At 59.2% G+C, this 22,155-nt stretch carries 21 protein-coding genes and 1 pseudogene; 3 read left to right on the forward strand and 19 right to left on the reverse strand.

All coding sequences use genetic code 11. The annotated features are described in order from the left end of the window. Positions 1 to 45 precede the first annotated feature (45 nt). The 3 genes from NQL71_RS14790 to tauA are packed head-to-tail and all read right to left on the reverse strand — an operon-like array spanning position 46 to position 2,814. Complete coding sequence (locus NQL71_RS14790) at positions 46 to 915, reverse strand: ABC transporter permease subunit (RefSeq protein WP_274642889.1); 870 nt, start codon at positions 913 to 915, stop codon at positions 46 to 48. Further along, on the reverse strand, positions 912 to 1,751 hold the full coding sequence (locus NQL71_RS14795) for a taurine ABC transporter ATP-binding protein (protein WP_080957067.1): 840 nt from the start codon (positions 1,749 to 1,751) through the stop codon (positions 912 to 914). Before NQL71_RS14795 ends, NQL71_RS14790 begins: the two co-directional genes overlap by 4 nt. A gap of 46 nt (positions 1,752 to 1,797) precedes the next feature. Next, positions 1,798 to 2,814, reverse strand: a complete 1,017-nt coding sequence (tauA, locus tag NQL71_RS14800) for a taurine ABC transporter substrate-binding protein (protein ID WP_046819194.1) — start codon at positions 2,812 to 2,814, stop codon at positions 1,798 to 1,800. 183 nt (positions 2,815 to 2,997) lie between these two features. On the opposite strand from tauA, the gene pdxR reads away from it, so the two are divergent. Beyond that, positions 2,998 to 4,491 carry a MocR-like pyridoxine biosynthesis transcription factor PdxR gene (gene pdxR / locus NQL71_RS14805; RefSeq protein WP_046819193.1) on the forward strand — a complete coding sequence of 498 codons (1,494 nt, stop codon included), beginning with the start codon at positions 2,998 to 3,000 and terminating at the stop codon, positions 4,489 to 4,491. Here pdxR and aptA read toward each other — a convergent pair. Next, positions 4,488 to 5,798 (reverse strand): omega-aminotransferase AptA, encoded by a 1,311-nt coding sequence (gene aptA, locus NQL71_RS14810; RefSeq protein WP_046819192.1) that lies wholly within the window; start codon positions 5,796 to 5,798, stop codon positions 4,488 to 4,490. The genes pdxR and aptA overlap by 4 nt on opposite strands. Before the next feature lie 196 nt (positions 5,799 to 5,994). On the opposite strand from aptA, the gene NQL71_RS14815 reads away from it, so the two are divergent. Together NQL71_RS14815 and NQL71_RS14820 are read left to right on the forward strand one after the other, a co-directional pair. Then, positions 5,995 to 6,732, forward strand: a complete 738-nt coding sequence (locus tag NQL71_RS14815; protein ID WP_274642890.1) for a sulfite exporter TauE/SafE family protein — start codon at positions 5,995 to 5,997, stop codon at positions 6,730 to 6,732. Between the two features lie 16 nt (positions 6,733 to 6,748). Continuing rightward, positions 6,749 to 7,516: an SDR family oxidoreductase gene (locus tag NQL71_RS14820; RefSeq protein WP_274642891.1), complete on the forward strand. Its 768-nt coding sequence runs from the start codon at positions 6,749 to 6,751 to the stop codon at positions 7,514 to 7,516. Positions 7,517 to 7,528: 12 nt separating this feature from the next. On the opposite strand, the pseudogene NQL71_RS14825 reads toward NQL71_RS14820, so the two are convergent. The 15 genes and pseudogenes from NQL71_RS14825 to NQL71_RS14895 form a co-directional block, all read right to left on the reverse strand. Continuing rightward, positions 7,529 to 7,657: pseudogene (locus NQL71_RS14825) on the reverse strand (response regulator); the annotation flags it as partial. A gap of 165 nt (positions 7,658 to 7,822) precedes the next feature. Then, positions 7,823 to 8,773, reverse strand: coding sequence for a copper homeostasis membrane protein CopD (gene copD / locus NQL71_RS14830; RefSeq protein WP_274642892.1), 951 nt, complete (start codon positions 8,771 to 8,773; stop codon positions 7,823 to 7,825). A 3-nt stretch (positions 8,774 to 8,776) separates the two neighbouring features. Beyond that, positions 8,777 to 9,163, reverse strand: a complete 387-nt coding sequence (gene copC, locus NQL71_RS14835) for a copper homeostasis periplasmic binding protein CopC (RefSeq protein WP_077183454.1) — start codon at positions 9,161 to 9,163, stop codon at positions 8,777 to 8,779. Positions 9,164 to 9,238: 75 nt separating this feature from the next. Then, the gene (locus NQL71_RS14840; protein ID WP_274642988.1) at positions 9,239 to 10,093 is read right to left on the reverse strand and encodes a copper resistance protein B; all 855 of its coding nucleotides are present in this window, start codon (positions 10,091 to 10,093) and stop codon (positions 9,239 to 9,241) included. A gap of 63 nt (positions 10,094 to 10,156) precedes the next feature. Then, complete coding sequence (locus NQL71_RS14845) at positions 10,157 to 12,016, reverse strand: copper resistance system multicopper oxidase (protein WP_274642893.1); 1,860 nt, start codon at positions 12,014 to 12,016, stop codon at positions 10,157 to 10,159. 133 nt (positions 12,017 to 12,149) lie between these two features. Beyond that, entirely contained in the window at positions 12,150 to 12,449 is a 300-nt protein-coding gene (locus tag NQL71_RS14850; RefSeq protein ID WP_274642894.1) for a heavy-metal-associated domain-containing protein, read from the reverse strand. Positions 12,450 to 12,561: 112 nt separating this feature from the next. Then, on the reverse strand, positions 12,562 to 14,922 hold the full coding sequence (locus tag NQL71_RS14855; protein WP_274642895.1) for a heavy metal translocating P-type ATPase: 2,361 nt from the start codon (positions 14,920 to 14,922) through the stop codon (positions 12,562 to 12,564). A 3-nt stretch (positions 14,923 to 14,925) separates the two neighbouring features. After that, entirely contained in the window at positions 14,926 to 15,177 is a 252-nt protein-coding gene (locus NQL71_RS14860; RefSeq protein WP_274642896.1) for a DUF2933 domain-containing protein, read from the reverse strand. Positions 15,178 to 15,348: 171 nt separating this feature from the next. Beyond that, positions 15,349 to 15,774 carry a hypothetical protein gene (locus tag NQL71_RS14865; protein ID WP_046819184.1) on the reverse strand — a complete coding sequence of 142 codons (426 nt, stop codon included), beginning with the start codon at positions 15,772 to 15,774 and terminating at the stop codon, positions 15,349 to 15,351. 100 nt (positions 15,775 to 15,874) lie between these two features. Then, positions 15,875 to 16,270, reverse strand: a complete 396-nt coding sequence (locus tag NQL71_RS14870; RefSeq protein ID WP_274642897.1) for a hypothetical protein — start codon at positions 16,268 to 16,270, stop codon at positions 15,875 to 15,877. A gap of 745 nt (positions 16,271 to 17,015) precedes the next feature. After that, entirely contained in the window at positions 17,016 to 17,960 is a 945-nt protein-coding gene (locus tag NQL71_RS14875; RefSeq protein WP_274642898.1) for an alpha/beta hydrolase, read from the reverse strand. Between the two features lie 79 nt (positions 17,961 to 18,039). Further along, positions 18,040 to 19,056 carry a transketolase family protein gene (locus tag NQL71_RS14880; RefSeq protein ID WP_046819181.1) on the reverse strand — a complete coding sequence of 339 codons (1,017 nt, stop codon included), beginning with the start codon at positions 19,054 to 19,056 and terminating at the stop codon, positions 18,040 to 18,042. Further along, positions 19,053 to 19,901 (reverse strand): transketolase, encoded by an 849-nt coding sequence (locus NQL71_RS14885; RefSeq protein WP_274642899.1) that lies wholly within the window; start codon positions 19,899 to 19,901, stop codon positions 19,053 to 19,055. The genes NQL71_RS14880 and NQL71_RS14885 overlap by 4 nt, the downstream gene beginning before the upstream one ends. A 17-nt stretch (positions 19,902 to 19,918) precedes the next feature. Then, complete coding sequence (locus NQL71_RS14890; protein WP_046819179.1) at positions 19,919 to 21,217, reverse strand: MFS transporter; 1,299 nt, start codon at positions 21,215 to 21,217, stop codon at positions 19,919 to 19,921. Positions 21,218 to 21,316: 99 nt separating this feature from the next. Beyond that, a complete protein-coding gene (locus NQL71_RS14895) occupies positions 21,317 to 22,066 on the reverse strand; it encodes an SDR family NAD(P)-dependent oxidoreductase (protein ID WP_046819178.1) in 750 nt (249 codons plus the stop codon). Positions 22,067 to 22,155 lie beyond the last annotated feature (89 nt).

A 22,155-nucleotide genomic window follows, 5' to 3' on the forward strand; every position in this document is an offset into this window, starting at 1 on the left:
TCGCCAATCTCGGCTCTTAACGAGCTGACAGGCGCGGCGCATGACTCAGGTCTTGCCTTTCCACGGCACCAGGCGTCGCTCCAGCCAGCGCATGCCCAAGTCGAACAGCAGCGCCATGGCGCCGATCACCAGGATGCCCATGATCACCACGTCCGTGGCCATGAATTTGGAAGCGGTCAACACCATGAAGCCCAGGCCTGCGGTGGCCGCGACCATTTCGGCGGCCACCAGGGTGGTCCAGCCGAAGCCGATGGCGATGCGCATGCCGGTCAGTACCTCGGGCAATGCCGCCGGCATGATCACGTGTCGCAGCACCTGGGCGCGACTGGCGCCCATGGAGTAGGCGGCATGGATCTGCTCGATGGCCACCGACTTGACCCCGGCGCGAGCGCTCAACGCCAATGGCGCGAACATCGCCAGGTATATCAGCAGCACCTTGGAACCCTCGCCGATGCCCATCCAGATCACCACCAGGGGCAAATACGCCAGCGGCGGTAGTGGCCGGTAGAACTCCACCAACGGATCGAAAATTCCCCGGGCCACACGATTGACGCCCATCATGATGCCCACCGGGATCGCCGTGAGCACCGCCAGGACGAACGCACCGAAGACACGCAAGGCACTCCAGGCGATGTGATTGAGCAGGGTCGCGTCGGCGAAACCGTCGCGGGCCACCTCCAGCAATTGCGCCCAGACCGCCTGGGGCGATGGCAGGAACAGTGGCTTGACCCAGCCGGCGTTGGTCGCGATGTACCAGGCGGCAAACGCCAGCACCACAGTGACCAGACTCAAGACCAGGCTCGAACCGTTGCCCGGCGCCCCATACTGCTCGCCCGGGCGGGCCGGGGCGGCTCGGCGCAGTTCGTTGAGGGCGCGCAGCACGGCGTTGCGTTGTTTTTCGTCGAACAGGCTCATGCGGCCTCCTCATCACCATGGATAATGCTCAGCACCTGCTCGCGCAAGGCAATGAAATCGGCACTGGACTTGACCGTGCGGGCGTCCTGGCCGGCGAGAAAACGTCGGCCGAAATCGATCGGGAACTCGTGGGTGATGCGACCAGGGCGCGGTGACATGATGATCAGCCGCGTGGCCATGAACAGGGCTTCCTCGACGTCATGGGTGATGAAAAACATCATCTTCCCGGTGCGCATCCAGATCTGCAGGATCAGTTCCTGCAAGCGTTCGCGGGTCAGTGCATCCAGTGCGCCCAACGGCTCATCGAGCAACAGCATTTGCGGATCATTGGTCAGTGCCCGCGCGATCCCCACCCGTTGCTGCATGCCGCCGGAAAGCTGGTACACCGCGTGGCCGGCAAAATCCGCCAGCCCCGTGAGCTCAAGGAAGTGCCGTGCGCGCTCCTCGCGTTCAGCCCTGGCCACGCCACGCAGTTTCAGGCCGAAGGCGACGTTGTCGAGTACATTCAACCAGGGCAGCAACGCATGTTTCTGGAACACCACGCCGCGTTCGGAGCCTGGCCCGGTGACCTGGTCGCGCAGTTGCGCCACCGCCGAGGTCTGTTGCGGCACCTGGCCGTGGAAATCGCCCAGGGTGATCAAGCCGCTGCTGGGCTGGATGAAACCGGCCATCAGGTTGAGCAGGGTGGTCTTGCCGCAACCCGATGCCCCCAGGGCGACAACGAAATCGCCGCAGGCGATGTCCAGGTTGACCCCGGCCAGGGCCGTGACCCGCTGGCCTTTTTGCTGTGCGGGGTAGTGCACCGACACGTCATGGATTTTCAGGCTCAGGCCCATGGCTATTTCCTCGTGGTGGGGCGGCCTGCGCCGCCCGTGGCTGGGGTTACTGGGCGGCCTGGACGAAGCCCGGGTTGATGGCGACGCTGTAGTCGGGCAGCAACGCCGGGATCTTTTTCTGTTCTTTCAAGAAGGCAGCGGTGGCCGCCAATGCCTTGGCCGCGCCACCATCCTTGCCGGCGCCCAGCCAGTTGGCTCCGGCCTGTTCGGTGGCCAGCGGGAACTGGTACAGGGCCAGCACAGGCGGTACTTCGTCAGGCTTGGCCCCGGACTGGCGCGCCACGTTGATCACTTGCGGCGAGTCGGCGGTCCAGCGCCCGGGCGCCTCCACATAGTCGGCGGTGCTGGCCTGCAGCACCTTGGTCAGGGCGAGCATGCCGGCGCTGTGCTCGGCGGCGAACTTGCGGTCGACCACGATGCCGTCGAAGGTCGCCTTGCCCCATTGGGTCAACTGCCCGGAGGTCAGCAGTACCTGGCCACTTTGCTTGAGGCGACCCAAAGCCGGGTCCCAGATGAAGGCCGCGTCGATGTCGCCGCGTTCCCAGGCAGCCGGGATGTCCGACGGTTGCAGGTTGATGACCTTGACCTTGCCGCTCAGGCCAAATTGCTCCAGGGCAAACAGGGCATGAAAGTGCGTGGTGGAGACGAAAGGCACGGCCAGGGTTTTACCCGCCAGGTCCTGGGGCGCGACGATGCCGCTGCCATTGCGCACCACCAACGCCTCAGCGTCATTGATGTTGTCGAGAATCCAGAACAACTGCGCGTCTACACCACGGCTCACGGCAGCGGCAATCGGGCTGCTGCCCGCCACGCCGATCTGTACGTCGCCGGACGCCATCGCCAGCATCACATCGCCGCCACTGTCGAAGTTGCGCCATTGGATATCCCAGCCAGTGGCCTTCTCGAATTGCTTTTCGGCGATGGCGTTCTTCCACGGCGCGAACATGCTTTGCACGCCGATGGTCACTGTCTGCGCCTGGGCCGCGGTGGCAAGGCCCAGGGTCAGCGCGGCGGCGGGTAACAGCAGCGAGCGTCGAATCCATTGGTGCAGGGGCTTGAACATGGTGTGGCTCCTAAGGTGGAAGGCATTGTTTTTGGCACACCTCGATCTTAGGGCCGGCCCGTTGCTTGCTTTAGATCCAGTTGCGCCGGGCTTTGGTACCAGCCAAAGCGCCAGGCCTTTGCGGGTAAGGCGTGCAGCGCATCGGGTGCGCCATCGGGGTGCGTCATCTAGGGAATGGGAACCATGTTGGAGCGTTATTTTCGTCCGTTCGAAGCTGGGCGCGGTTTGCAGGAGCAACTGCGCGAGAGCCTGCTCAACGCCATCCTCGATGGCGCGCTGGCGCCCAGCGATGCCATGCCGTCGTCGCGCAAGCTGTGCCAGTTGCTCAAGGTGTCGCGCAATACCGTTGTGCTGGTCTATGAACAACTGGTACAGGACGGCTACCTCACGCCCTCGGACCGGCGCGGTTATTTCATCAATGAAAAATTCTTGCGCCAACAGCTCAACGTCAGCCTGCGCCCCAAATCCCCGGCCCTGTTCGAACGGCCCGATCACGCGCCGGACTGGGAGCGTCGGCTGCAAACCGAATCGGCGCAGATGCGTGCCATCGTCAAGCCGCGCAACTGGCGCGAGTACCGCTACCCGTTTATCTACGGCCAGATCGAGGACGACGAGCAGACCGCCGCGCGCTGGCGCGATTGCACACGGATCGCCGCCAGTGGTGCGCACATGCGCAGCTGGGTCGATGACCAGGTGATGCTTGACGATCCCCTGCTGGTTGAACAGATCATCCAGCGGGTCTTGCCCAAACGCGGTATCCAGGCTCGGCCCGAGCAATTGCTGGTGACCATCGGCACGCAGAATTCGCTGTACATGCTCGCGCGCCTGCTGGGCCGCCCTGGCCTTGTAATGGGCCTGGAAGAACCCGGTTATGTGGATGCACGGAACATTTTCAGCCTCACCGGCTGCACCCTGCGTCCGCTGCGCATCGACCGCCAGGGCCTGGTGGTGGACGTGCAATTGCAGGGGTGCGAAATGCTCTTCTGCACGCCCAGCCACCAATCGCCGACCGGCGTGACGATGCCGCTGTACCGGCGTCTGGAGTTGTTGGCGAGCGCCCGCGAGCATGATTTTCTGATCATCGAGGACGACTACGAAAGCGAGCAGAACTTTCTGGGCAGCAACCATCCTGCGCTCAAAAGTTATGACGACAGTGGCCGGGTGATTTACCTGGGCAGCCTGACCAAGAGCCTCTTGCCGGGCGTACGGTTGGGGTTCATTGCCGCCGATGCCGAGCTGATTCATGAGCTACGCGCGCTGCGCCGCTACATGTATCGCCATCCACCGTCGAACAACCAGCGCATCCTGGCGCTGTTCCTGGCCATGGGGCATTACGACGCCCATGCCCGCCGCCTGCGTGACCGGCTGGCGCGTAAGTGGCGAGTCATCAGTCGCGCCCTGGCCGAGCATTTACCGGAGTGCAACGCCAGTGGCATGGCCGGTGGTTCATCGATCTGGGTTAGCGGCCCGCCGGCGGTAGACGCCTGGGCCTTGCAGCGCAGGGTTGCCCGGCATGGCGTGTTGATCGAGCCGGGCGATATTCATTTTCTGGGGGAGGGACGTACCGGCTGTTACTTTCGCCTGGGCTTCGGCGCGATTGCCGAAGCCTTGATCGAACCGGGCATCGAGGCGTTGGGCAAGGCCTGGCGCGAATTGCGCCAGGCCGAACTGGCTTAAAGGCTTTCCTGGGCGAGTGTGTGCTTGAGGACTTCAAACATCGCGTCCACGTCCATGCGGCTGGCCACCAACGCCGGGGCGAAGATGATCGCATCGCCCGTGGTCTTCACGTGCAGGCCGGCGTCGTACAGCGCCCGCTGCACCCGTGCGCCCTTGGCGCCGGGGGCGGTTCCCGGGGTCAGCTGGATGCCGCTGAGCAGGCCGTAGCCGCGCAAGTCACTGACCTGGGGCAGCCCGCGCAGGCCGCTCAGTGACTCCATGAAGTAGGGCGCCAATTGCCGACCGCGACCGAACAAATCCTCATCACGGTAGATGTCCAGTGATGCAAGGGCGGCGGCGCACGCGGCCGGGTGACCGGAGTAGGTATAACCGTGGAACAGCTCCGGACCCTGGCCCTGGCTGGCCCCGACCACGGCGTCGTAGATCGACTCGTCAACGGCCACCGCGCCCATGGGGATGGCGCCGTTGGTCAAGGCCTTGGCCATGGTGATGATGTCCGGCTTGACCGTAAAACTCTGTGCGGCAAAAGCCTCGCCAGTACGACCGAAGCCTGTGATCACTTCGTCGAACACCAGCAGGATGCCGTGGCGGTCGCAAATGTCGCGCAGGCGCTTGAGGTAGCCAGCCGGTGGTACATAGACGCCGATGGAACCGGCGATGGGCTCGACAAAGCACGCCGCGATGCTGTCCGCACCGTGGGTGGCGATGATGCGCTCGAGGTCGCTGGCCAGGTCTGCGCCCTGGGCCGGTTCGCCCAATTGATAACGCTGTTCTTCCTGCCAGGTGTGGCGCATGTGACTGACGTGGGGCAGGCCGCCGGTGGCGAAGGCCTGGCGGTTGCGCATCATGCCGGATAGGGCCACGCCGCCAAAATTGACCCCATGATAGGCCCATTCACGGGACACGAAGCGGGTGCGCTGGGCCTGGCCACGGGCGCGGTGGTAAGCCAGGGCGATCTTCATGGCGCTGTCGACCGACTCGGAACCGGAGTTGGTGAAGAACAGTTTGTTCAACCCCGTCGGCAGCAACTCGCTCAGGCGTTCGGCCAGTTCAAAGGACAAGGGCGAAGCGCGCTGGAAATGCGGGGTGAAATCCAGGGTCAGCAATTGCTTGCACACCGCCTCGGCAATTTCGGTACGGCCATGCCCGGCCGCGCAACAGAACAGCCCCGAGCTGCCGTCGAGCAGCTCGCGGCCTTCGCTGGTCCAGTAGCGCACACCCTCGGCGCGAACGAACAGTTGCGGGGCACGCTGGAACTCCCGGTTGTCGGTGAAGGGCATCCATTGGTGGTTGAGGTTCGTTGCCATGGGGTTACTCCTGAGGGCAGGCACGGATCGGCCGGTTGCCCCGCAGACTAGCCATGCAGCTGCGGCGCGCTTAGATCCAGTTGGCCTTTTCGATGGAGCCAGGGCATCCGGCACTGGACCCATTGAAAAGCCCGTCTGGCTCTAAAGCATGGATGGATGCCTGACTAGAGTGGCGCCATTATCAAAGGAGCGCGCCGTGAACCCGGAATTGAATTGGACCTTGAATGCCTTGTGCGTACTGGTCGCCGCCGTTGTGCGTGGCCTCACCGGGTTCGGCTTTGCGGCCATCGCGGTCGTCGGCCTGGCGATGCTCGGTACCTTGCGCGATGCCGTGCCCCTGGTGTTGTGCCTGGAGGTGGCATCCAGCCTGATACTGCTGCGCGGCGCCTGGGCCCAGGCCGATTATCCGCTGCTGCGGCGGGTCCTGGTCGCGGCGGCGCTTGGCGTGCCTTGCGGCATCTGGCTGCTGACCGGTCTCGACAGCGACTGGCTGAGCCTGTGGGTCTACGGACTGGTGGCGACGCTGGCGTTGCTGGGCCTGGCGCGCGTGGCGTTGCCCATGGGCCGTGGACCTTGGGCGGCCTGGCTGGTGGGCGGCAGCAGTGGGGCGTTGATCGCCGCGTTTTCCATCGGCGGGCCACTGGTGGTGGCCTGGCTCAGCCACTGCGGGCTGCGGGCGCGGACGCTGCGCGCCACCCTGATCATGTTCTTTTTTGCCGTGGACCTGGCGGCCCTGGCCGGGCTGGCAGTCGCCCAGGCCATCGGCCCCCAGGTCCCGCGACAGGCCCTGGCCCTGCTTTTGCCCCTGATGGCGGGGCTGTGGATCGGGCAACGGTTGTTCCTGCACATTCGCGCCGAACACGCGGCGCGACTCACCCAATGGCTATTGCTGGCGTTGGCGGGCTTCGGCCTGCTGGGTCGGTCGTGGTCCTGACCACTGGAGTTTGATCATGCAACCTACTGTGTTTATCACCGGCGCTACTTCCGGATTTGGCGAAGCCTGCGCCCGGCGCTTCGCCCGGGCCGGCTGGTCGATGGTGCTCACCGGCCGTCGCGAAGAACGCTTGCTGAGCCTGGCCAACGAACTGGGCAAGCAGTGCGATGTGTTGCCACGGGTACTGGACGTGCGTGATCGCGCTGCCATGCAAACAGCCATCGACCAATTGCCGGAGCGCTTCACAACCTTGCGCGGGCTGATCAATAACGCCGGGCTCGCCCTGGGCACCGAGGCGGCCCAGGTCTGCTCGCTGGATGACTGGGAAACCATGATCGACACCAACATCAAGGGCCTGCTCTACAGCACCCGTCTGTTGCTGCCGCGATTGATTGCCCACGGCGCCGGGGCCAGCATCGTCAACCTTGGCTCCATCGCCGGCAACTGGCCGTACCCCGGCAGCCACGTGTACGGCGCCACCAAGGCCTTCGTGCGCCAGTTTTCGTTGAACCTGCGTTGCGACCTGCAAGGCACCGGGGTGCGGGTCACCAACCTGGAGCCGGGTTTGTGCGAAAGCGAATTTTCGCTGGTGCGCTTTGCCGGTGACACCCAGAAGTACAACGCGGTGTACGCCAACGCCAAGCCGTTGCAACCGGCGGACATTGCCGAAACGATTTTCTGGTTGATGAACCAGCCGGCGCATATCAACGTCAACAGCCTGGAGCTGATGCCGGTGACCCAGGCCTGGAACAACTTTGCGATTGAGCGTGGGGCGTTGGGCTGAATGGCGATTTACGCCGGCGTCTCGGATCTTTCTTAGGACGTCCCAACCATTGAGACCGGGCATCATCACATCGTTGAAACCGGCTTCAGTGAGGCCTTGCTGCAGGTAGATTCCGGTCTTTAGTTCATCTTCAGCTACCAAGAGTTACATGTTGGCAGTCTCCACGACCTGTAATGCAGCAGTTTGCGGCCAAAACCGATGCTCCAATACAAGCTGACGAAAATGTAATTTCTACAGTCGACTCAGCGCGGGCGCACGTGTTCGGCATAGAGAACTGGAAAGCACTGCCTGCATTCACTTCACGGTCTACTGAGCTGACATCTCCATCTCCATCTCCATCTCTGGGCTGAGGGTGCCGAGCCAGGCAACCAAGGCCATGATGATCACGGCAACCAAGAGCTCCAGAATCATGCTGCGTCGTAAGGCGTTGATAGCGATTTTGTGAGTACCTGTCTTGATGGATCGTTTGAGCAGCGGGCTCAGATGAAAGCGATTCACTGCTGCGAATACCAGCATCCCGAAAAACAAGAAGACTTTCAAAGACAGCAGGGCCCCGTAAGTGGAGCTTGTCAATGTCTCGAATGCTGGCCCGACAACCAGTAAGTAGTTGGCGATTCCGGTGATGGTCAGAGTTGCAACAATGAGCATCCCCGCTGATTCGAAACCAGTCAACGTTCGAGCCAGTAGATGAACCTGCAGATCACCTGTGAGGTTGTTTGTACGCAACAAAAGCGCGAACGCGGCGATAGCGCCCAGCCAGCTGCCCGCTCCGAGAAGATGTACGATATCGCTGGTGAAGTGCAGGTAGCGCCGACTGCCTTCATCCATGGCGCCATGTCCTGTCCAGGCCAGCGTCGCCAGGGCGATGGCCCCGCACAGTGAGACCAGCCAGAGGCTCGTTGAGGGGGCCCGTCGATTGAGGCGCGCGGCGATGATCGCCACCGTCAACGAGGCTATTCGAACCATCCAGGTCAGCCCGACTTCAGTGTCCATCAGCATCATCTGCAGGATGTGGTGATGCAGCTCCATGACGCTGGACACACCGCTCATCGTCTTGGCCATGTGCAGCATAGCCGCCATCGATAGCAGTATGCCGATAACAGCCGTTCCCACCAGCAACGACCCAAAACTCAATACGGCCCCGTCTGTGCGCTCCTTTCCTTTGAGGCTGTACAGGCCAAACAGTGCCAGTCCGAAGAGCAGCATCAAGTCGATATAGAGCGCAAAGCGGAGGCTAATGTAGATTGAGTCGTCCATGGTTCATTTGACTTTAAAGGTCACGGTGCCTGTGATCGGGTGGGTATCGGAAGAAACTGCCCTCCACTCAACCTTGTAGGTGCCAGGTGTGAGCGGTGCTGTGGGGGTGATGACCATCATTTTTGGATCGGCGGCGCCTGCGACACTCGCTTTGACACCCATGGGGGAGTGCGCAGACATACCCGGCATTTCGGTCATGATCAGTTTCGCGCCGGAAAACTGGGTGGTGAGCTTTTCCGAGAAGTTAAGTTCGATTTTTGCCGGTGCAGTCACCGTGGCTCCCTCGGTCGGGGAAGAGGACAGCAGTTTTGGATGTGCTTGGGCGCCAGCACTCAACAACAGACCGGTGCTGAGTGCTGCAACAGTGATGAGGGTTTTCAGAGGTGACATGCAAAGCTCCTGACGGCTTGAGCCGTGGATGGGATTTATTGTTTGAATTGCGTTGAGATACCGTATCTCTCAGGTTTAGAACCACATCCGCACACCGGCGACAAAACGCGTATCGCTGCGGTCTTCTCCCTCTTCAAGGATGTAATCTGCTGTATTGCCGTATGAGCGGTTCCAGGTTACGCCGATATAGGGTGAGAACTCGGGGCGTATTTCATAACGCAGCCTCAGGCCAACTTCGGTATCTGACAGCCCGGAGCCAGTGGCACGTTGTGGGTCGTTTTTGCCATAGAAATTCATTTCAGCTGTAGGCTGCAGAATCAAGCGGTTGGTCAGCAAAATGTCGTATTCGCCCTTGAGCCGCAGCGCGGTCTGGCCAGCCTCGCCCAAATAGGCGGTGGCTTGCGTTTCGAAGTTGTAGAGCGCCATGCCTTGCAACCCAAGTGCCGCCCAGGTCTGGGGGGAGCCAGGTTTGAAGTCTTGTCGCACACCACTGACCACGTCCCACCAAGGGCTGATGGCGTGTCCCCAGAGCGCCTGAAGCTCAGCGTTTTCGGTTACACCATTGGTTCGCTCGCCCTCGCTGCGTAGCCAGAGACGATCGGTGTCGCCGCCAATCCAACCGTTGGCTTCCCAACGCAATGCACTGCCCTCGTTGGCGTCTTGCCATTCGAGTTGATCGATCAGGAAAAACGAGTTGATCGAGCGGTCGTGCATCTGATGGCCGGCATGGCTTTCAAACACCGCTGCACGATCGGCATCGGTGAGCGCTGGGATCGGCGTACGGCTTTGCTGGGGCACGGCGGGTTTCATACCCTGCATCTGGGAGTGATCCATACCCTGCATTGGGGAATGATCCATATCCTGCATCTGTTTGCCGTCCATACCTTGCATCGGCTCGGTCTGCCCATATGCAAGTGGCATGACAACCATACCCAGGATAGCCAGGCCGGTGAGTATTGGTTTAGCGGTTCGTTCGAAGTTCATGTCTGGCTCCTACTCTTGCACACGGACTTCGCGGAACATGCCCATTTCCATGTGGTACATCAGGTGGCAGTGATACGCCCATCGCCCTAGGGCATCGGCGGTCACGCGGTAGCTGCGTTTGCTGCCTGGCGGCATATCGATGGTGTGCTTGCGAACCATGAAGTCACCGTTTTCATCCTCCAGGTCACTCCACATGCCATGCAGATGAATGGGGTGCATCATCATGGTGTCGTTCACCAGCACCACCCGAATGCGCTCTCCATATTTGAGAAGAAGCGGTTGGGCATCCGCGAATTTGACACCGTCAAAAGACCACGAGAACTTTTCCATGTGTCCGGTCAGGTGCAAGGTGATGGTGCGGCCAGGCTCCCGGCCATCGGGATCTTGGAAGGTGCTCTTGAGGTCTGCATAGGTCAGTACTCGGCGACCGTTGTTTCTCAGTCCCATGCCAGGATCATTGAGTCTCGGCGTGGGGCTCATCGCCTGCATGTCAATCAGTGGGTTATTCACTTCCGAGGCCGGGTGCGGCTCCATCGAGCTCATGCCGCTCATGCTGTGCATCGAGTGGCCAGACATGCTTGCTGAGTCTGGCATCTGGCTGTGGTCCATGCTCTGCATAGCTCCACCGTCCATGCCTGTCATACCCTGCATGTCGCTAGTGGGCGCCATCTGGCTGTGATCCATACCCTCCATACCTTGCATGGAGTCCTGGGTCATGCCTGTCATATCGCCGTGATCCATGCCAGCCATATCACCCATTCCCATGTCGCTCATCGTGATCAATGGGCGTGGATCCAGGGACGGAACAGGGGCCGAGAGCCCCTCATGTACAGCCAGCGTGCCTCTCGCGAATCCTGTGCGATCCACCGATTGGGCGAACAAGGTGTAGGCGTTTTCGGTGGGTTCGACGATGACATCGAAGGTTTCGGCCACGGCAATGCGGAACTCATCGACGCTCACCGGCTTGACGTACTGCCCGTCTGCTGCGACGACAGTCATCTTCAGTCCAGGAATGCGCACGTCGAAGTAGCTCATCGCCGAGCCATTGATGAACCTCAGGCGCAGCCGTTCTCCGGGCCTGAAAATGCCTGTCCAGTTACTGTCCGGGGCCTGCCCGTTGAGCAAGTACGTGTAGGTGGCGCCGCTGACATCGGCAAGATCCGTGGGGTTCATCTTCATTTCAGCCCACATTTTCCGATCCGCGATGGTGGCAGACCAACCGTTCTTGCTGACGTCATCGATGAAGTCGCCGACGGTGCGCTTGTGCTGGTTGTAGTAACTGGATTGTTTCTTGAGCTTCTTCATGAGTCGCTCAGGGTCTTCATCCGTCCAGTCGGACAACATCACTACGTAGTCGCGGTCATAGCTGAAGGGTTCGGGATCCTTTGCATCAATAACCAAGGGGCCGTACACGCCTACCTGTTCCTGGAACCCGGAATGGCTGTGATACCAGTAGGTACCGTTCTGTTTGACCTTGAATGAGTAAACGTACAGGCCGCCCGGTTCGATGCCGTGAAAACTCAGACCCGGTACACCGTCCATGTTCACCGGCAGAATGATGCCGTGCCAATGGATCGACGTGTCTTCCTTGAGACGGTTCCTGACACGCAGCGTTACGGTATCACCTTCGCGCCAGCGCAATATCGGGCCAGGAAGGCTGCCATTGATGGTCATGGCGGTGCGAGGTGTGCCCGTGAAGTTCACTCCCATCTCACCAATGGAAAGATCGAAATCGGTGCCAGCGAGCACATTCGGCTGGCCTTGGCTGGTAATCGCCCACACGGGGCTGCGCCACAGTCCAAAGCCTGCAAGTACTCCGCCTGCCGCTAGGGCTTTCACGAAAGTGCGTCTTGATGTTCTGGAATGCATGGAGGGGTATCCAAATAGTCAGAATCCAGGCAGATACGTATCCGCTGCCACAGTGCGGCCAGGATTCGCTTCAGGAATTCGGTGCCAGCCGCTATATAGTGGGGAAGATGCCACATGGGCGGGACGCGGGTGATTACATTTCCGTAAGGTCGGCATAGGTAGCCCGGCAGCAGCAACCGCCGCCTTTCTCGCCACACCCGGAGGTTTTTCTCTCATTCTGGACGTCAGCCGCCGAAGCCTGTGCGCGATAGCCGGCGTCCTGCAGGGCTGCAAGCAGCACATTGCAGTCTGATTCACCGCTGACCTTCACCCGACCGGATTGCAAATCGACAGCCACTTCACTGACTCCATTGAGCGCGCGCAACGCTTGGGTTACACGTTTGACGCAAGAGCCGCAGCTCATGCCCTGGACTTGCAGTTCAACTGTTTTCATTGATGATTCCTCACAAATAAATAGTCGTGGAAAGACTGATTTAGACGGTTTTCTGTGTCCTTGGCTTATCCTCAACCTTGCCACGGCAGCAAGGTCAAGCAGTCTCTACGGCTCAAACAATCGAAATGCGGCGCAGGCGCAAAGCGTTGAATACCACCGACGCCGAACTCACGCTCATGGCCAGTGCGGCAATCAGTGGTGAAAGAAGGTGACCGGTGAGCGGGTAGAGCAAACCGGCGGCGAGCGGGATGCCCATGGCGTTGTAAAGAAAGGCGAAGGTCAGGTTTTGGTGCATGTTTCTCACCGTTGCTACTGACAGGCTGCGAGCACGCAGGATACCGAGCAGATCACCCTTGACCAGTGTGACCTGAGCGCTGTTCATCGCCACGTCGGTGCCCGTGCCCATAGCGATACCCACGTCAGCACGAGCCAGGGCAGGGGCATCATTGATACCGTCGCCGGCCATCGCCACGTGGTGTCCGGCCTGTTGCAGAGACGCGACCAAGCGTTCTTTGTCTTGCGGTTTGACCTCGCCATGTACTTCTTCAATACCTAACTGGCCAGCTACCGAGCGCGCAGTGGTAAGACCATCACCCGTAGACATGATGACCTTGACGCCATCCGCCTGTAGACGCTCGACTGCCAGCTTCGAACTGGGTTTGATGGGGTCGGCTACAGCTAGCAAACCCGCCAGTGCGCCATTGACGGCCAAGTACATGATGCTCGTGCCATCACTGCGTAACTTCTCGGCTTGAGCTTGCAAGCTATCGGTGACGACTCCGGCCTCTTGCATCAGCGCGGTATTGCCCAACTTCAGGTGGCGACCCTCAACCTGACCGCTTACACCAATACCGGAGACCGATTCGAAGGTTTCAGGTGGGCTCAGTGTCAGGCCAGCGGTGCGTGCCTGTTCGGTAATAGCGTGGGCCAACGGGTGCTCGCTGCCCTGATCGAGACTTGCGGCCAGGCGCAGCACTTCATCCTGAGTAAATCCAGGTACAGCCTCGACGCTATGGAACGCTGGCCGCCCTTCAGTGAGGGTGCCAGTCTTGTCGACGATCAAGGTGTCTATCTTGCGCAGGTTTTCGATGGCAGCGGCATCGCGAAACAAAATGCCGCTGCCAGCAGCCTTGCCGGTGGCGACCATGACCGACATCGGTGTTGCCAGGCCAAGGGCGCAGGGGCAAGCGATGATCATTACCGCGACAGCGTTGATCAGTCCGAACACCCAGCTTGGCTCGGGCCCCCACAACCCCCAGCCGATTAGAGTCAGCGCGGCGATAGTAATCACCACAATCACGAAGTAACCGGCAATCACATCTGCCAGGCGTTGCATCGGCGCTTTTGAGCGTTGTGCCTGTACAACCATCTGTACAATTTGCGCGAGCAGGGTGGCTGACCCTATCTTCTGCGCCTGCATCACCAGGCTGCCGTGGGTGTTGAGGGTCGCGCCGATCAATGCATCACCAGGCCTCTTCATGATCGGTATGGGCTCACCGGTGAGCATCGACTCGTCCACTGCACTTTCGCCTTTGAGTACCTGGCCATCGACAGGCACTTTTTCACCGGGTCGCACACGTAACGTGTCGCCGCTGTGTACGTGTGTCAGTGGGATGTCTTCTTCCGTGCCGTTGGCATTGATTCGTCGGGCAGTTTTGGGTGCCAGGCCGAGTAGCGACTTGATTGCAGCAGAAGTCTGCGAGCGAGCTTTGAGTTCGAGCATTTGGCCGAGCAGGGTCAGTGAAATGATCACCGCCGCCGCCTCAAAGTACACGCCGATGCGGCCATCCATCATGAAATTGCTGGGGAATGCGCCGGGGGCCAGGGTGGCCACAACACTGTAAGAAAAGGCCGCTGCAGTACCGAGTCCGATCAGTGTCCACATGTTCGGACTGCGTTGAATCACCGAACGTACGCCACGCACATAAAACGACCAGCCAGCCCAAAGCACTACGGGTGTTGCCAGTCCTAACTCGACCCAGTTTTGCGTAGTGCCGTGGAACAGCATCAGGCCATGGCCGCCCATGGCCAGCACGGTGACGATCACGGTCAGTGGTAATGTCCACCAGAAGCGCCGGGTGAAGTCCTTGAGTTCGGGGTTCTCTTCTTCCTCTAGCTCGGGAAGCACCGGCTCCAGGGTCATACCGCACTTGGGGCAAGTACCGGGGCCAATCTGGCGGATTTCCGGGTGCATGGGGCAGGTGTATTCAGTGGCAGTCGTTAACGGTTCTGCAGGTGCCTGATGGACTTGTTCAGTTTCAGTCGGAGATATTCGATAGCGCTCGGGCTCTGCACTGAAGGTCGTTTGGCATTTCTGGCTGCAGAACCGGTAGGTTCGCCCCTCAAATTGCGTGCTGAACTGGCTATCGTTACTGACGGCCATACCACAGACCGGGTCATGGGTACCGCCGATGGCTTGGGGCTCAAGTCGCCGTATCGGGTTGTGCTCCTGGTGACGCTCGGGGCTGTGCATGCGCTACCTCCTGTCCGCATCCTTATTTGAATCTGAGGTTTCTCCGTGATGACTGTGACCACCGTGGTGGTGCCCGAAAATATGCATCAGCGGACACAACAGCAAAATCAAATACGGCAGGAGGCCCAGCATATGGCCGTAATGTTCTCTGGCCAGATAGAACAGTGCGATCACCAGTAGCATGCCCAACACTATGCCGGTTTTGCTCCGCCATAATGGTGGAGAGGTGTTAGCTGGATGTGATAAATGCATCATGGTTCTGTACTCCTGTGGGAGTGCCATCTAGTAATACGTCATCCAGGTTCAATGTTCGGCGGTGTCATCCTGGTCATGCTGGCCAAGAGGAAACCGCCGTTACATTTACAACGCTATTGCCTGGATCACTTGCCCATCACCAGTGCCGCGAGCATTGGTGAGCAGCAACCGTCACTTCTTCACTGGCATGTCGATCATCGATGACTGCTGATCCATCATTTTCATCATCATGCCCATCATTCCTTTGCCCATGCCGTCCTTGGAGCCAGACATCCCCATGTTGGAGCCCATGCCCATACAGCCCGCAGCATCATGCTGCTTACTCATCATGGCCATGCTTTCCTTCATCGTTTTCATGCCCTCCTGCAGGGCAGCTTGCCGTTCGTCTGGTGTTTTCGCTGCAGCGGCTTTGTCATGGGCAGCTTGCATTTTCTGCATTTGCTCGCTCATCGCATTGTTCATTGCCGACTCGGACGGTGCACTGGCGGTCGTTGTGCTGGCAGGTGCATCGGCAGGGTGATGCTCATCCTCGGCATTCGCCATGGAGAGGCTGCTGGCCATAATTGCGGCAAGAACTAATTTCATTTGTGTTTGCATGGTGAACTCCAGGTACTCGGGAAAAAGTAGGAATTACTAAGCCGCGCCAAATCGACGCAATGGCGCAGAACGGCCACGGCAAGGCCGTTCTGGAGGCGGATTAATCGTTGAAGCGGACGAATATCAGGCGGGCTGGAGGCCCCGATGGTGCGGGGCGCCTCAGTGCAAGTGCAGGAAAGGCGATGGGTGGAGTGAGGGTAAGCAGCAGAATCGCGGGTAACAGCAAAGCAAGCGCCAAACTGGCGAGGTCTACTGTCGGGAGCTTCGATGCGGGACTGATCGCCTTCACTGCATCTTCACAATGCTTAAGGCAGCCACTGGCGTGCAGGGCATGGTCATCTAATTGTTGCAGTGTGGAGAGCGTCGCGTGCGTTGCAGCCAGATTGTGCTCCGGCTGCACCAAGCAGCCGTGAAATGCCGTCACGATCACAGCCAACACCCACACCCCGAGGGTGAGTCGCATTAGATTGCGATAGTGATGACGGAACCAGTACATGACGTGCTCCAGAGGCTTGTTAGTCCCCAATTCTTCCAGTTTAGACTTCCAGGCAGCCGATGATTTGACTTTGATCAAAGAAGTGGGCTTATCATCATGGCGAGCTAAAAGGACTTTGCCATCCCTAGCGCTTCAACACCGGTTCCGCTTCCCGCATTTGGGTGCGAACTACGTCGAGACTCGAAAGTGTTGCTCATCATTTTCTCCGCAAAGCCTCAATCTTTACGGAGCATTCTCCATGCCAAAAAACTTCGCTTGAGGAGCTTCGATCTTGGCCAAGAATGCACAGGCGCTGCTGAAGGCGACTCAAAAGGAGGTCGTAAAGCTACGACAAGAACGAAAGCAACGACACGAGGCGAAGACAAAAATGGACGCCAAGCAGGTTTGCCATCCAGTTTTCGTAGGGCTTCGATGGGTTCGGCAGGAATTTCAAGCTCATTGTAGGAGCGCACCAATCAGCGCTGGGAGAACTAAAGAATCCCCATAACGGCGCAGGTCCCGAGCCCGCAGACTCAATAGTGACGACCCTGGGTTCTGTATCGAGCGGTATCCCTATACATAAATGGCGCATAGGGTGTATTGGCGGCCTGACACCTATTGAAGTCAGGACTCCCATCGTCTTCTATGGCAAACGGTGAGCGATAAATCATGGGTCAAACAGTCAATAATGTGGAAGAGAACAGCTTAGCGAGAAGTATTGAAAGCCGGGCGCGGCTCCGCGACTGTCGAGCCTCGGCTGGCTCACCTACTCGTTCGCTATCGCACGCCTAAGTACTCGAAGGATATCGAGTGCAGACTGGTCAGTAATGCACCCCGGTTTCTGGTCGAACATGTGTGGCGCGCCGGGGTAAACATGAAGCTCTACGGCTACGCCAGAGCGAGACAATCTCATAGCAAATGCGACGTCCTCCTCAAGGAACAAGTCCAGCGCCCCTACTGATAGAAAAGTGCGCGGCAAATCACTCAGGTCTGTGTGCAGGGCAGGTGAAAGCAAACCAATCCGCTCATCATCAAGCGCGTGGTTTCCGCGCAAGCATCTCCAGCAAAACTCGTTGGCTTGGTGTTGCCAGCCAATTATCCCTGTGGTGCTGTTCTTGTGAGGCGAGTCTGCAGTGCCTGACCGGTAATCCAGCATCGGATAGATCAAGACTTGTCCCGCGATGGGATATGCGCCTCGGTCACGAGCCAGAATAGCCAGAGCTGCTGCCAGTCCTCCACCGGCACTGTGCCCCATGACGACTAATTTGCGGGTGTCGATATTGAGGACTTGCCGATTCTCGAATAACCAGCCGAGCGCCGTGTAGCAATCTTCAAGGGGAATGGGGAAGGGGTGTTCGGGTGCAAGGCGGTAATCAACAGAGACTATGATCGCCTCCAGTTCTTCGGCCAGATCTGCCACATAATCGTCTGCCATTTCAGGTTGCCCAAGCACAAAACCACCGCCGTGGGCATACAGGATCACAGGAAAAATTTTGTGCTCTGCCGCGACACCAGGCTTATAAAGACAAAGGCGCAACTGCTCCCCGTCGTGAGCTGTCGTCCATACGGTTTCACAACGAGCTTGTCCTGACGATTTGAACGTCGCATGGACACGCTTTCTGATGGCAGGCAGCGTATCAAGCGTCCAGGGTTCTGCGCCAGGAGTCAAAAAGCTACGGAAAGCGGGATCAAGCAATTCATGTGGTTTCAACGTTCCGCCCCTTGTTTCTCACGTGATGAGGCGCCTCAAATCGAAGCGCCCTTCACTATGGAACTACAACAAGCTGGAGCTATAGCCAGGCTTTGATTTGCGCACAAACAGCCGGCGTCGAGATGCCATAACGATCATGTAGCGTCGGCAGTGCGCCCGCGTCCAGGAAGGCGTCGGGCAAAGCGATTTGCCTGAATGTTGGCGTCACACCGTTGCGCAGCAATAGCCCTGCAACAGCCTCGCCGAGTCCACCAATAATCGAGCTGTTTTCGGCTGTGACCACCAGGCGTCCGGACTTGCGGGCTTCGGCCAGGATAGTCTGTTCATCCAGCGGCTTGATGGTTGGTACATGCAGCACTGCAACATCAATCCCATCCGCCTGGAGCTGCTTTGCCGCTTCCAATGAGCGCATGGTCATCAGTCCCGTAGAGATGATCAGGACATCGTTGCCAGTGCGCAGTGTCTTGGCTTTACCGATCTCGAATTTGTAGCCGTACTCGTCCAGCACCAACGGCACATTGCCGCGCAGCAAACGCATGTACACGGGCCCCTGATGTGCGGCGATGGCGGGCACGGCCTGCTCGATTTCCAGCGCATCGCACGGATCAACGATCATCAGGTTGGGCATGGCGCGGAAAATTGCCAGGTCATCGGTGGCTTGGTGGCTTGGGCCGTAGCCGGTAGTGAGGCCGGGCAAACCGCAAACGATTTTGACGTTAAGGTTTTCCTCGGCGATTGCCATGCAGATGAAGTCATAGGCGCGGCGCGAGGCGAATACGGCGTAAGTGGTGGCGAAGGGCACAAAGCCTTCGCGGGCCATACCCGCAGCCGCACTCATCAGCAATTGCTCGGCCATGCCCATTTGATAGAAACGGTCGGGATGTGCCTTGGCGAAGATGTGCAGGTCGGTGTACTTGGACAGGTCAGCGGAAAGGCCAACGATGTCCTGGCGCTGATCTGCAAGCGAAGCTAATGCGTGTCCGAACGGGGCCGATTTAGTCGCTTGGCCTTCAGAGGCAATGGAAGCGATCATCGCCGAGGTAGTCAGGCGCTTTTTGACCGGTTCGGAGGTCGGAGTGTTAGCGGCGTTGCTCATTGGTCTTTTCCTTCTTCAAGGTTGCTCAGTGCCAGATCCCATTCGTGTTCTTCCACGCGAATGAAGTGTGTCTTCTCGCGGGCTTCCAGGAAGGGCACGCCTTTGCCCATTTTGGTATCGCAGATAATCACGCGTGGCTGGGTACCTGAATGATTACGCGCAGCATCGAAGGCGGCGACCAGTGCATCCAGGTCATTGCCATCCACACGCTGGGTGAACCAGCCAAACGCTTGCCAACGGTCAACGATCGGTTCGAACGAGAGGATTTCACTGGAGTAACCGTCGGCTTGCTGGTTGTTGACGTCGACGATGGCGATCAGGTTGTCGAGTTTCCAATGCGATGCCGACATCACGGCTTCCCAGGTCGAGCCTTCATTCAGTTCACCGTCCGACAGCAGGTTGTAGACGAAGGAGGGCGAGTCTTTGCGCTTGAGACCCAGACAGGCACCCACCGCGATACCCAGGCCCTGACCCAGAGAGCCCCCGGTGATTTCCATGCCCGGGGTGTAGGCGGCCATGCCCGACATTGGCAGGCGGCTGTCATCCGCTCCGTAGGTTTCCAACTCATCGAGCGGGATGATTTCGGCTTCGATCAAGGCGGCGTACAGCGCAATGGCGTAGTGACCGATGGAGAGGTAAAAGCGATCACGCGCCTCCCATTCCGGATCTTCAGGACGATGATTCATGGCATGAAAGTAGGAGACCGCCAGAAGGTCAGCGGCGCCGAGGGCCTGACCAACATAGCCCTGTCCCTGGACTTGGCCCATGCGCAGTGCGTGGCGGCGAATATTGTGCGCGCGCTCAACCAGGGTTGTGGAAGAAGCGTATGAAGAATTAGTAGTCATGGTGAAACTCCGTTAACTCAACGATTGACCAGGGCGGCGGGAATGCGCAGTACCAGCGTCGCTCCGGCAAACAGCACGCCAGTGATCAGGTACATGCCGATGGCACTGGAGCCGGTCATTGTGGTGATCCAGCCAATCAGATAAGGCGAGCAGAACCCTGCGAGGTTGGCAAAGCTGTTGACGGCCGCGATACCGGCGGCGGCGGAAACGCCTCCGAGCAACGTGGTTGGCAGCATCCAGAACAACGACGTTGCAGACAAAATGCCGGAAGCGGCCAGGCAAAGACTGAGGATGGACAGGGTTGGATTGCCGCCCATCAGCGCTGCCAAGCTCAGACCGATAGCACCGGCAATCATCGGAACGATGAGGTGCCAGCGGCGCTCGCGATGTTTGTCACCACTGCGTCCCACCAGGAGCATGGCGGCAATGGCACAGAGGTAAGGCAGGCTGGTTAGAAAGCCGATATGCAATGGATCGGAAACCCCCGAATTACGTACCAGGGTAGGCAGCCAGAAGGTGATTGCGTACTGCCCCATCACCACACAGAAGTAGATGGCAGCCAGCAGCCACAAACGACGGTCTCGAATGAACTCACCGACAGAGGCATGGGTGACTTTGTGCTGGTCGTCTTCGGCCAGCTCCCGAGTGATCAGTGCTTTTTCTTCGTCGTTGAGCCAACTGGCCTGATGCACCCCGTCTTTGAGGTAGCTCAGTACCAGAAGACCGACAACGACCGTGGGTACAGCCTCCAACACGAACATCCACTGCCAGCCAGCCCAGCCATGCATCCCGGCGAAGTGGTTCATGATCCAGCCGGAGAGGGGGCCACCCACCATGCCTGACAGCGGAATGGCGATGAACCACAACACGGTCATGCGGGCGCGACGATAGGATGGAAACCAGTAGGTCAGGTACAGCAACAAGCCTGGCGCCAGACCGGCTTCGGCGATACCGAGCAGAAAGCGCAGGGCATAGAACTGCCAGGCGGTTTCGACGAAGGCAAACAGCGCCGAGACGATTCCCCAGGTGATCATGATTCGTGCGATCCATACCCGCGCACCGACCTTGTGGAGAATGATGTTGCTGGGTACTTCGCAGAGAAAATAGCCAATGAAGAACATGCCAGCGCCAAGTCCATAGACCGTTTCGCTGAGCGCCAGATCGTTCATCATTTGCAGCTTGGCAAAGCCAACGTTGACGCGATCAAGGTAAGCGCACAGGTAGCACAGCATCAGGAATGGCATCAGTCGCCAGGCCGTTTTCCGGTAGGCGTTGGAGCGCACGGTCGAAACCGCTTCGAGCGACAGGGTAGTCATGATGGTCTGATCTCTTGTTTTTATTGACTGCCAGGCCATGAGACCCGGCTACGTCATCGATCCAGAACCGCACGGGCCGCGCAGGCCCGCCCAGGTGTATCAGTGAATCAGCATGCCGCCGTTCACATCCAGCGTGATGCCTGTGAGGTACGAGGATAGGTCGCTGGCCAGGAACAGGGCGGCGTTGGCGACATCCTGCGCTGCACCGAGGCGGCCCAACGGAATGCCGTCGATGATCGCGTGGCGGCGTTCGTCCTGCATCAATCCGCCGGTGATGTCGGTATGAATCAAACCAGGGGCAATGGAGTTGACGCGAATGTTGTCCGGCCCCAGTTCCCGTGCCATGGCTTTGCCCAGACCCAGCACACCGGCTTTGGCCGCACTGTAATGAGGGCCACCAAAAATGCCGCCGCCCCGCTGAGCAGAAACGGAAGACATGCACACAATGCTCCCGGAAGATTGTTTGCGCATGACCGGAATCACCGCCTGCGACATCAGCAGGGTGCCGCGCAGACTGACGTCCAGCACCTTGTCGTAGTCTGAAGGGCGGATGTCCAGAGTCTTGAGTGGCTGAGTAATGCCGGCATTGTTGACGAGGACGTCGATGCGGCCGAAGTGCTCGATGATTTTGGCAATGGCCTGCTGAACCTGCGATTCGTCAGCAACGTTGGCCGCAAGACCGAGATGACCTTCGCCCAGGGAAGCTGCGGCATCACGGGCAGCGGATTCATCTAGATCAAGGATCACGACGTGAGCGCCTTGTTGCGCGAAAGTGGTCGCTGTAGCGCGGCCAATGCCACGGGCAGATGCGGCACCGGTGATGATTGCGACTTTGCCTTGGAGGAGCATGCAGAAGTACCTCGAATTGTTTTTATTGGGTCGATCCGTAAAGAACCGATGACTCAGCTTGTTCTCCAAGGGGGGGCTGAGCAATAACG

Origin of the sequence: Pseudomonas serbica, from assembly GCF_028823535.1 — a bacterium.
In the GTDB taxonomy this organism is placed as follows: Bacteria; Pseudomonadota; Gammaproteobacteria; order Pseudomonadales; family Pseudomonadaceae; genus Aquipseudomonas; species Aquipseudomonas serbica.

Bases quoted from the DNA above. Each gene is read 5' to 3' on its own strand.
- NQL71_RS14790 (WP_274642889.1), bottom strand. From the start codon at position 915: ATGAGCCTGTTCGACGAAAAACAACGCAACGCCGTGCTGCGCGCCCTC.
- NQL71_RS14795 (WP_080957067.1), bottom strand. From the start codon at position 1,751: ATGGGCCTGAGCCTGAAAATCCATGACGTGTCGGTGCACTACCCCGCA.
- tauA (WP_046819194.1), bottom strand. From the start codon at position 2,814: ATGTTCAAGCCCCTGCACCAATGGATTCGACGCTCGCTGCTGTTACCC.
- pdxR (WP_046819193.1), top strand. From the start codon at position 2,998: ATGTTGGAGCGTTATTTTCGTCCGTTCGAAGCTGGGCGCGGTTTGCAG.
- aptA (WP_046819192.1), bottom strand. From the start codon at position 5,798: ATGGCAACGAACCTCAACCACCAATGGATGCCCTTCACCGACAACCGG.
- NQL71_RS14820 (WP_274642891.1), top strand. From the start codon at position 6,749: ATGCAACCTACTGTGTTTATCACCGGCGCTACTTCCGGATTTGGCGAA.
- copD (WP_274642892.1), bottom strand. From the start codon at position 8,773: ATGGACGACTCAATCTACATTAGCCTCCGCTTTGCGCTCTATATCGAC.
- copC (WP_077183454.1), bottom strand. From the start codon at position 9,163: ATGTCACCTCTGAAAACCCTCATCACTGTTGCAGCACTCAGCACCGGT.
- NQL71_RS14840 (WP_274642988.1), bottom strand. From the start codon at position 10,093: ATGGTTGTCATGCCACTTGCATATGGGCAGACCGAGCCGATGCAAGGT.
- NQL71_RS14845 (WP_274642893.1), bottom strand. From the start codon at position 12,016: ATGCATTCCAGAACATCAAGACGCACTTTCGTGAAAGCCCTAGCGGCA.
- NQL71_RS14850 (WP_274642894.1), bottom strand. From the start codon at position 12,449: ATGAAAACAGTTGAACTGCAAGTCCAGGGCATGAGCTGCGGCTCTTGC.
- NQL71_RS14855 (WP_274642895.1), bottom strand. From the start codon at position 14,922: ATGCACAGCCCCGAGCGTCACCAGGAGCACAACCCGATACGGCGACTT.
- NQL71_RS14860 (WP_274642896.1), bottom strand. From the start codon at position 15,177: ATGATGCATTTATCACATCCAGCTAACACCTCTCCACCATTATGGCGG.
- NQL71_RS14865 (WP_046819184.1), bottom strand. From the start codon at position 15,774: ATGCAAACACAAATGAAATTAGTTCTTGCCGCAATTATGGCCAGCAGC.
- NQL71_RS14870 (WP_274642897.1), bottom strand. From the start codon at position 16,270: ATGTACTGGTTCCGTCATCACTATCGCAATCTAATGCGACTCACCCTC.
- NQL71_RS14880 (WP_046819181.1), bottom strand. From the start codon at position 19,056: ATGAGCAACGCCGCTAACACTCCGACCTCCGAACCGGTCAAAAAGCGC.
- NQL71_RS14885 (WP_274642899.1), bottom strand. From the start codon at position 19,901: ATGACTACTAATTCTTCATACGCTTCTTCCACAACCCTGGTTGAGCGC.
- NQL71_RS14890 (WP_046819179.1), bottom strand. From the start codon at position 21,217: ATGACTACCCTGTCGCTCGAAGCGGTTTCGACCGTGCGCTCCAACGCC.
- NQL71_RS14895 (WP_046819178.1), bottom strand. From the start codon at position 22,066: ATGCTCCTCCAAGGCAAAGTCGCAATCATCACCGGTGCCGCATCTGCC.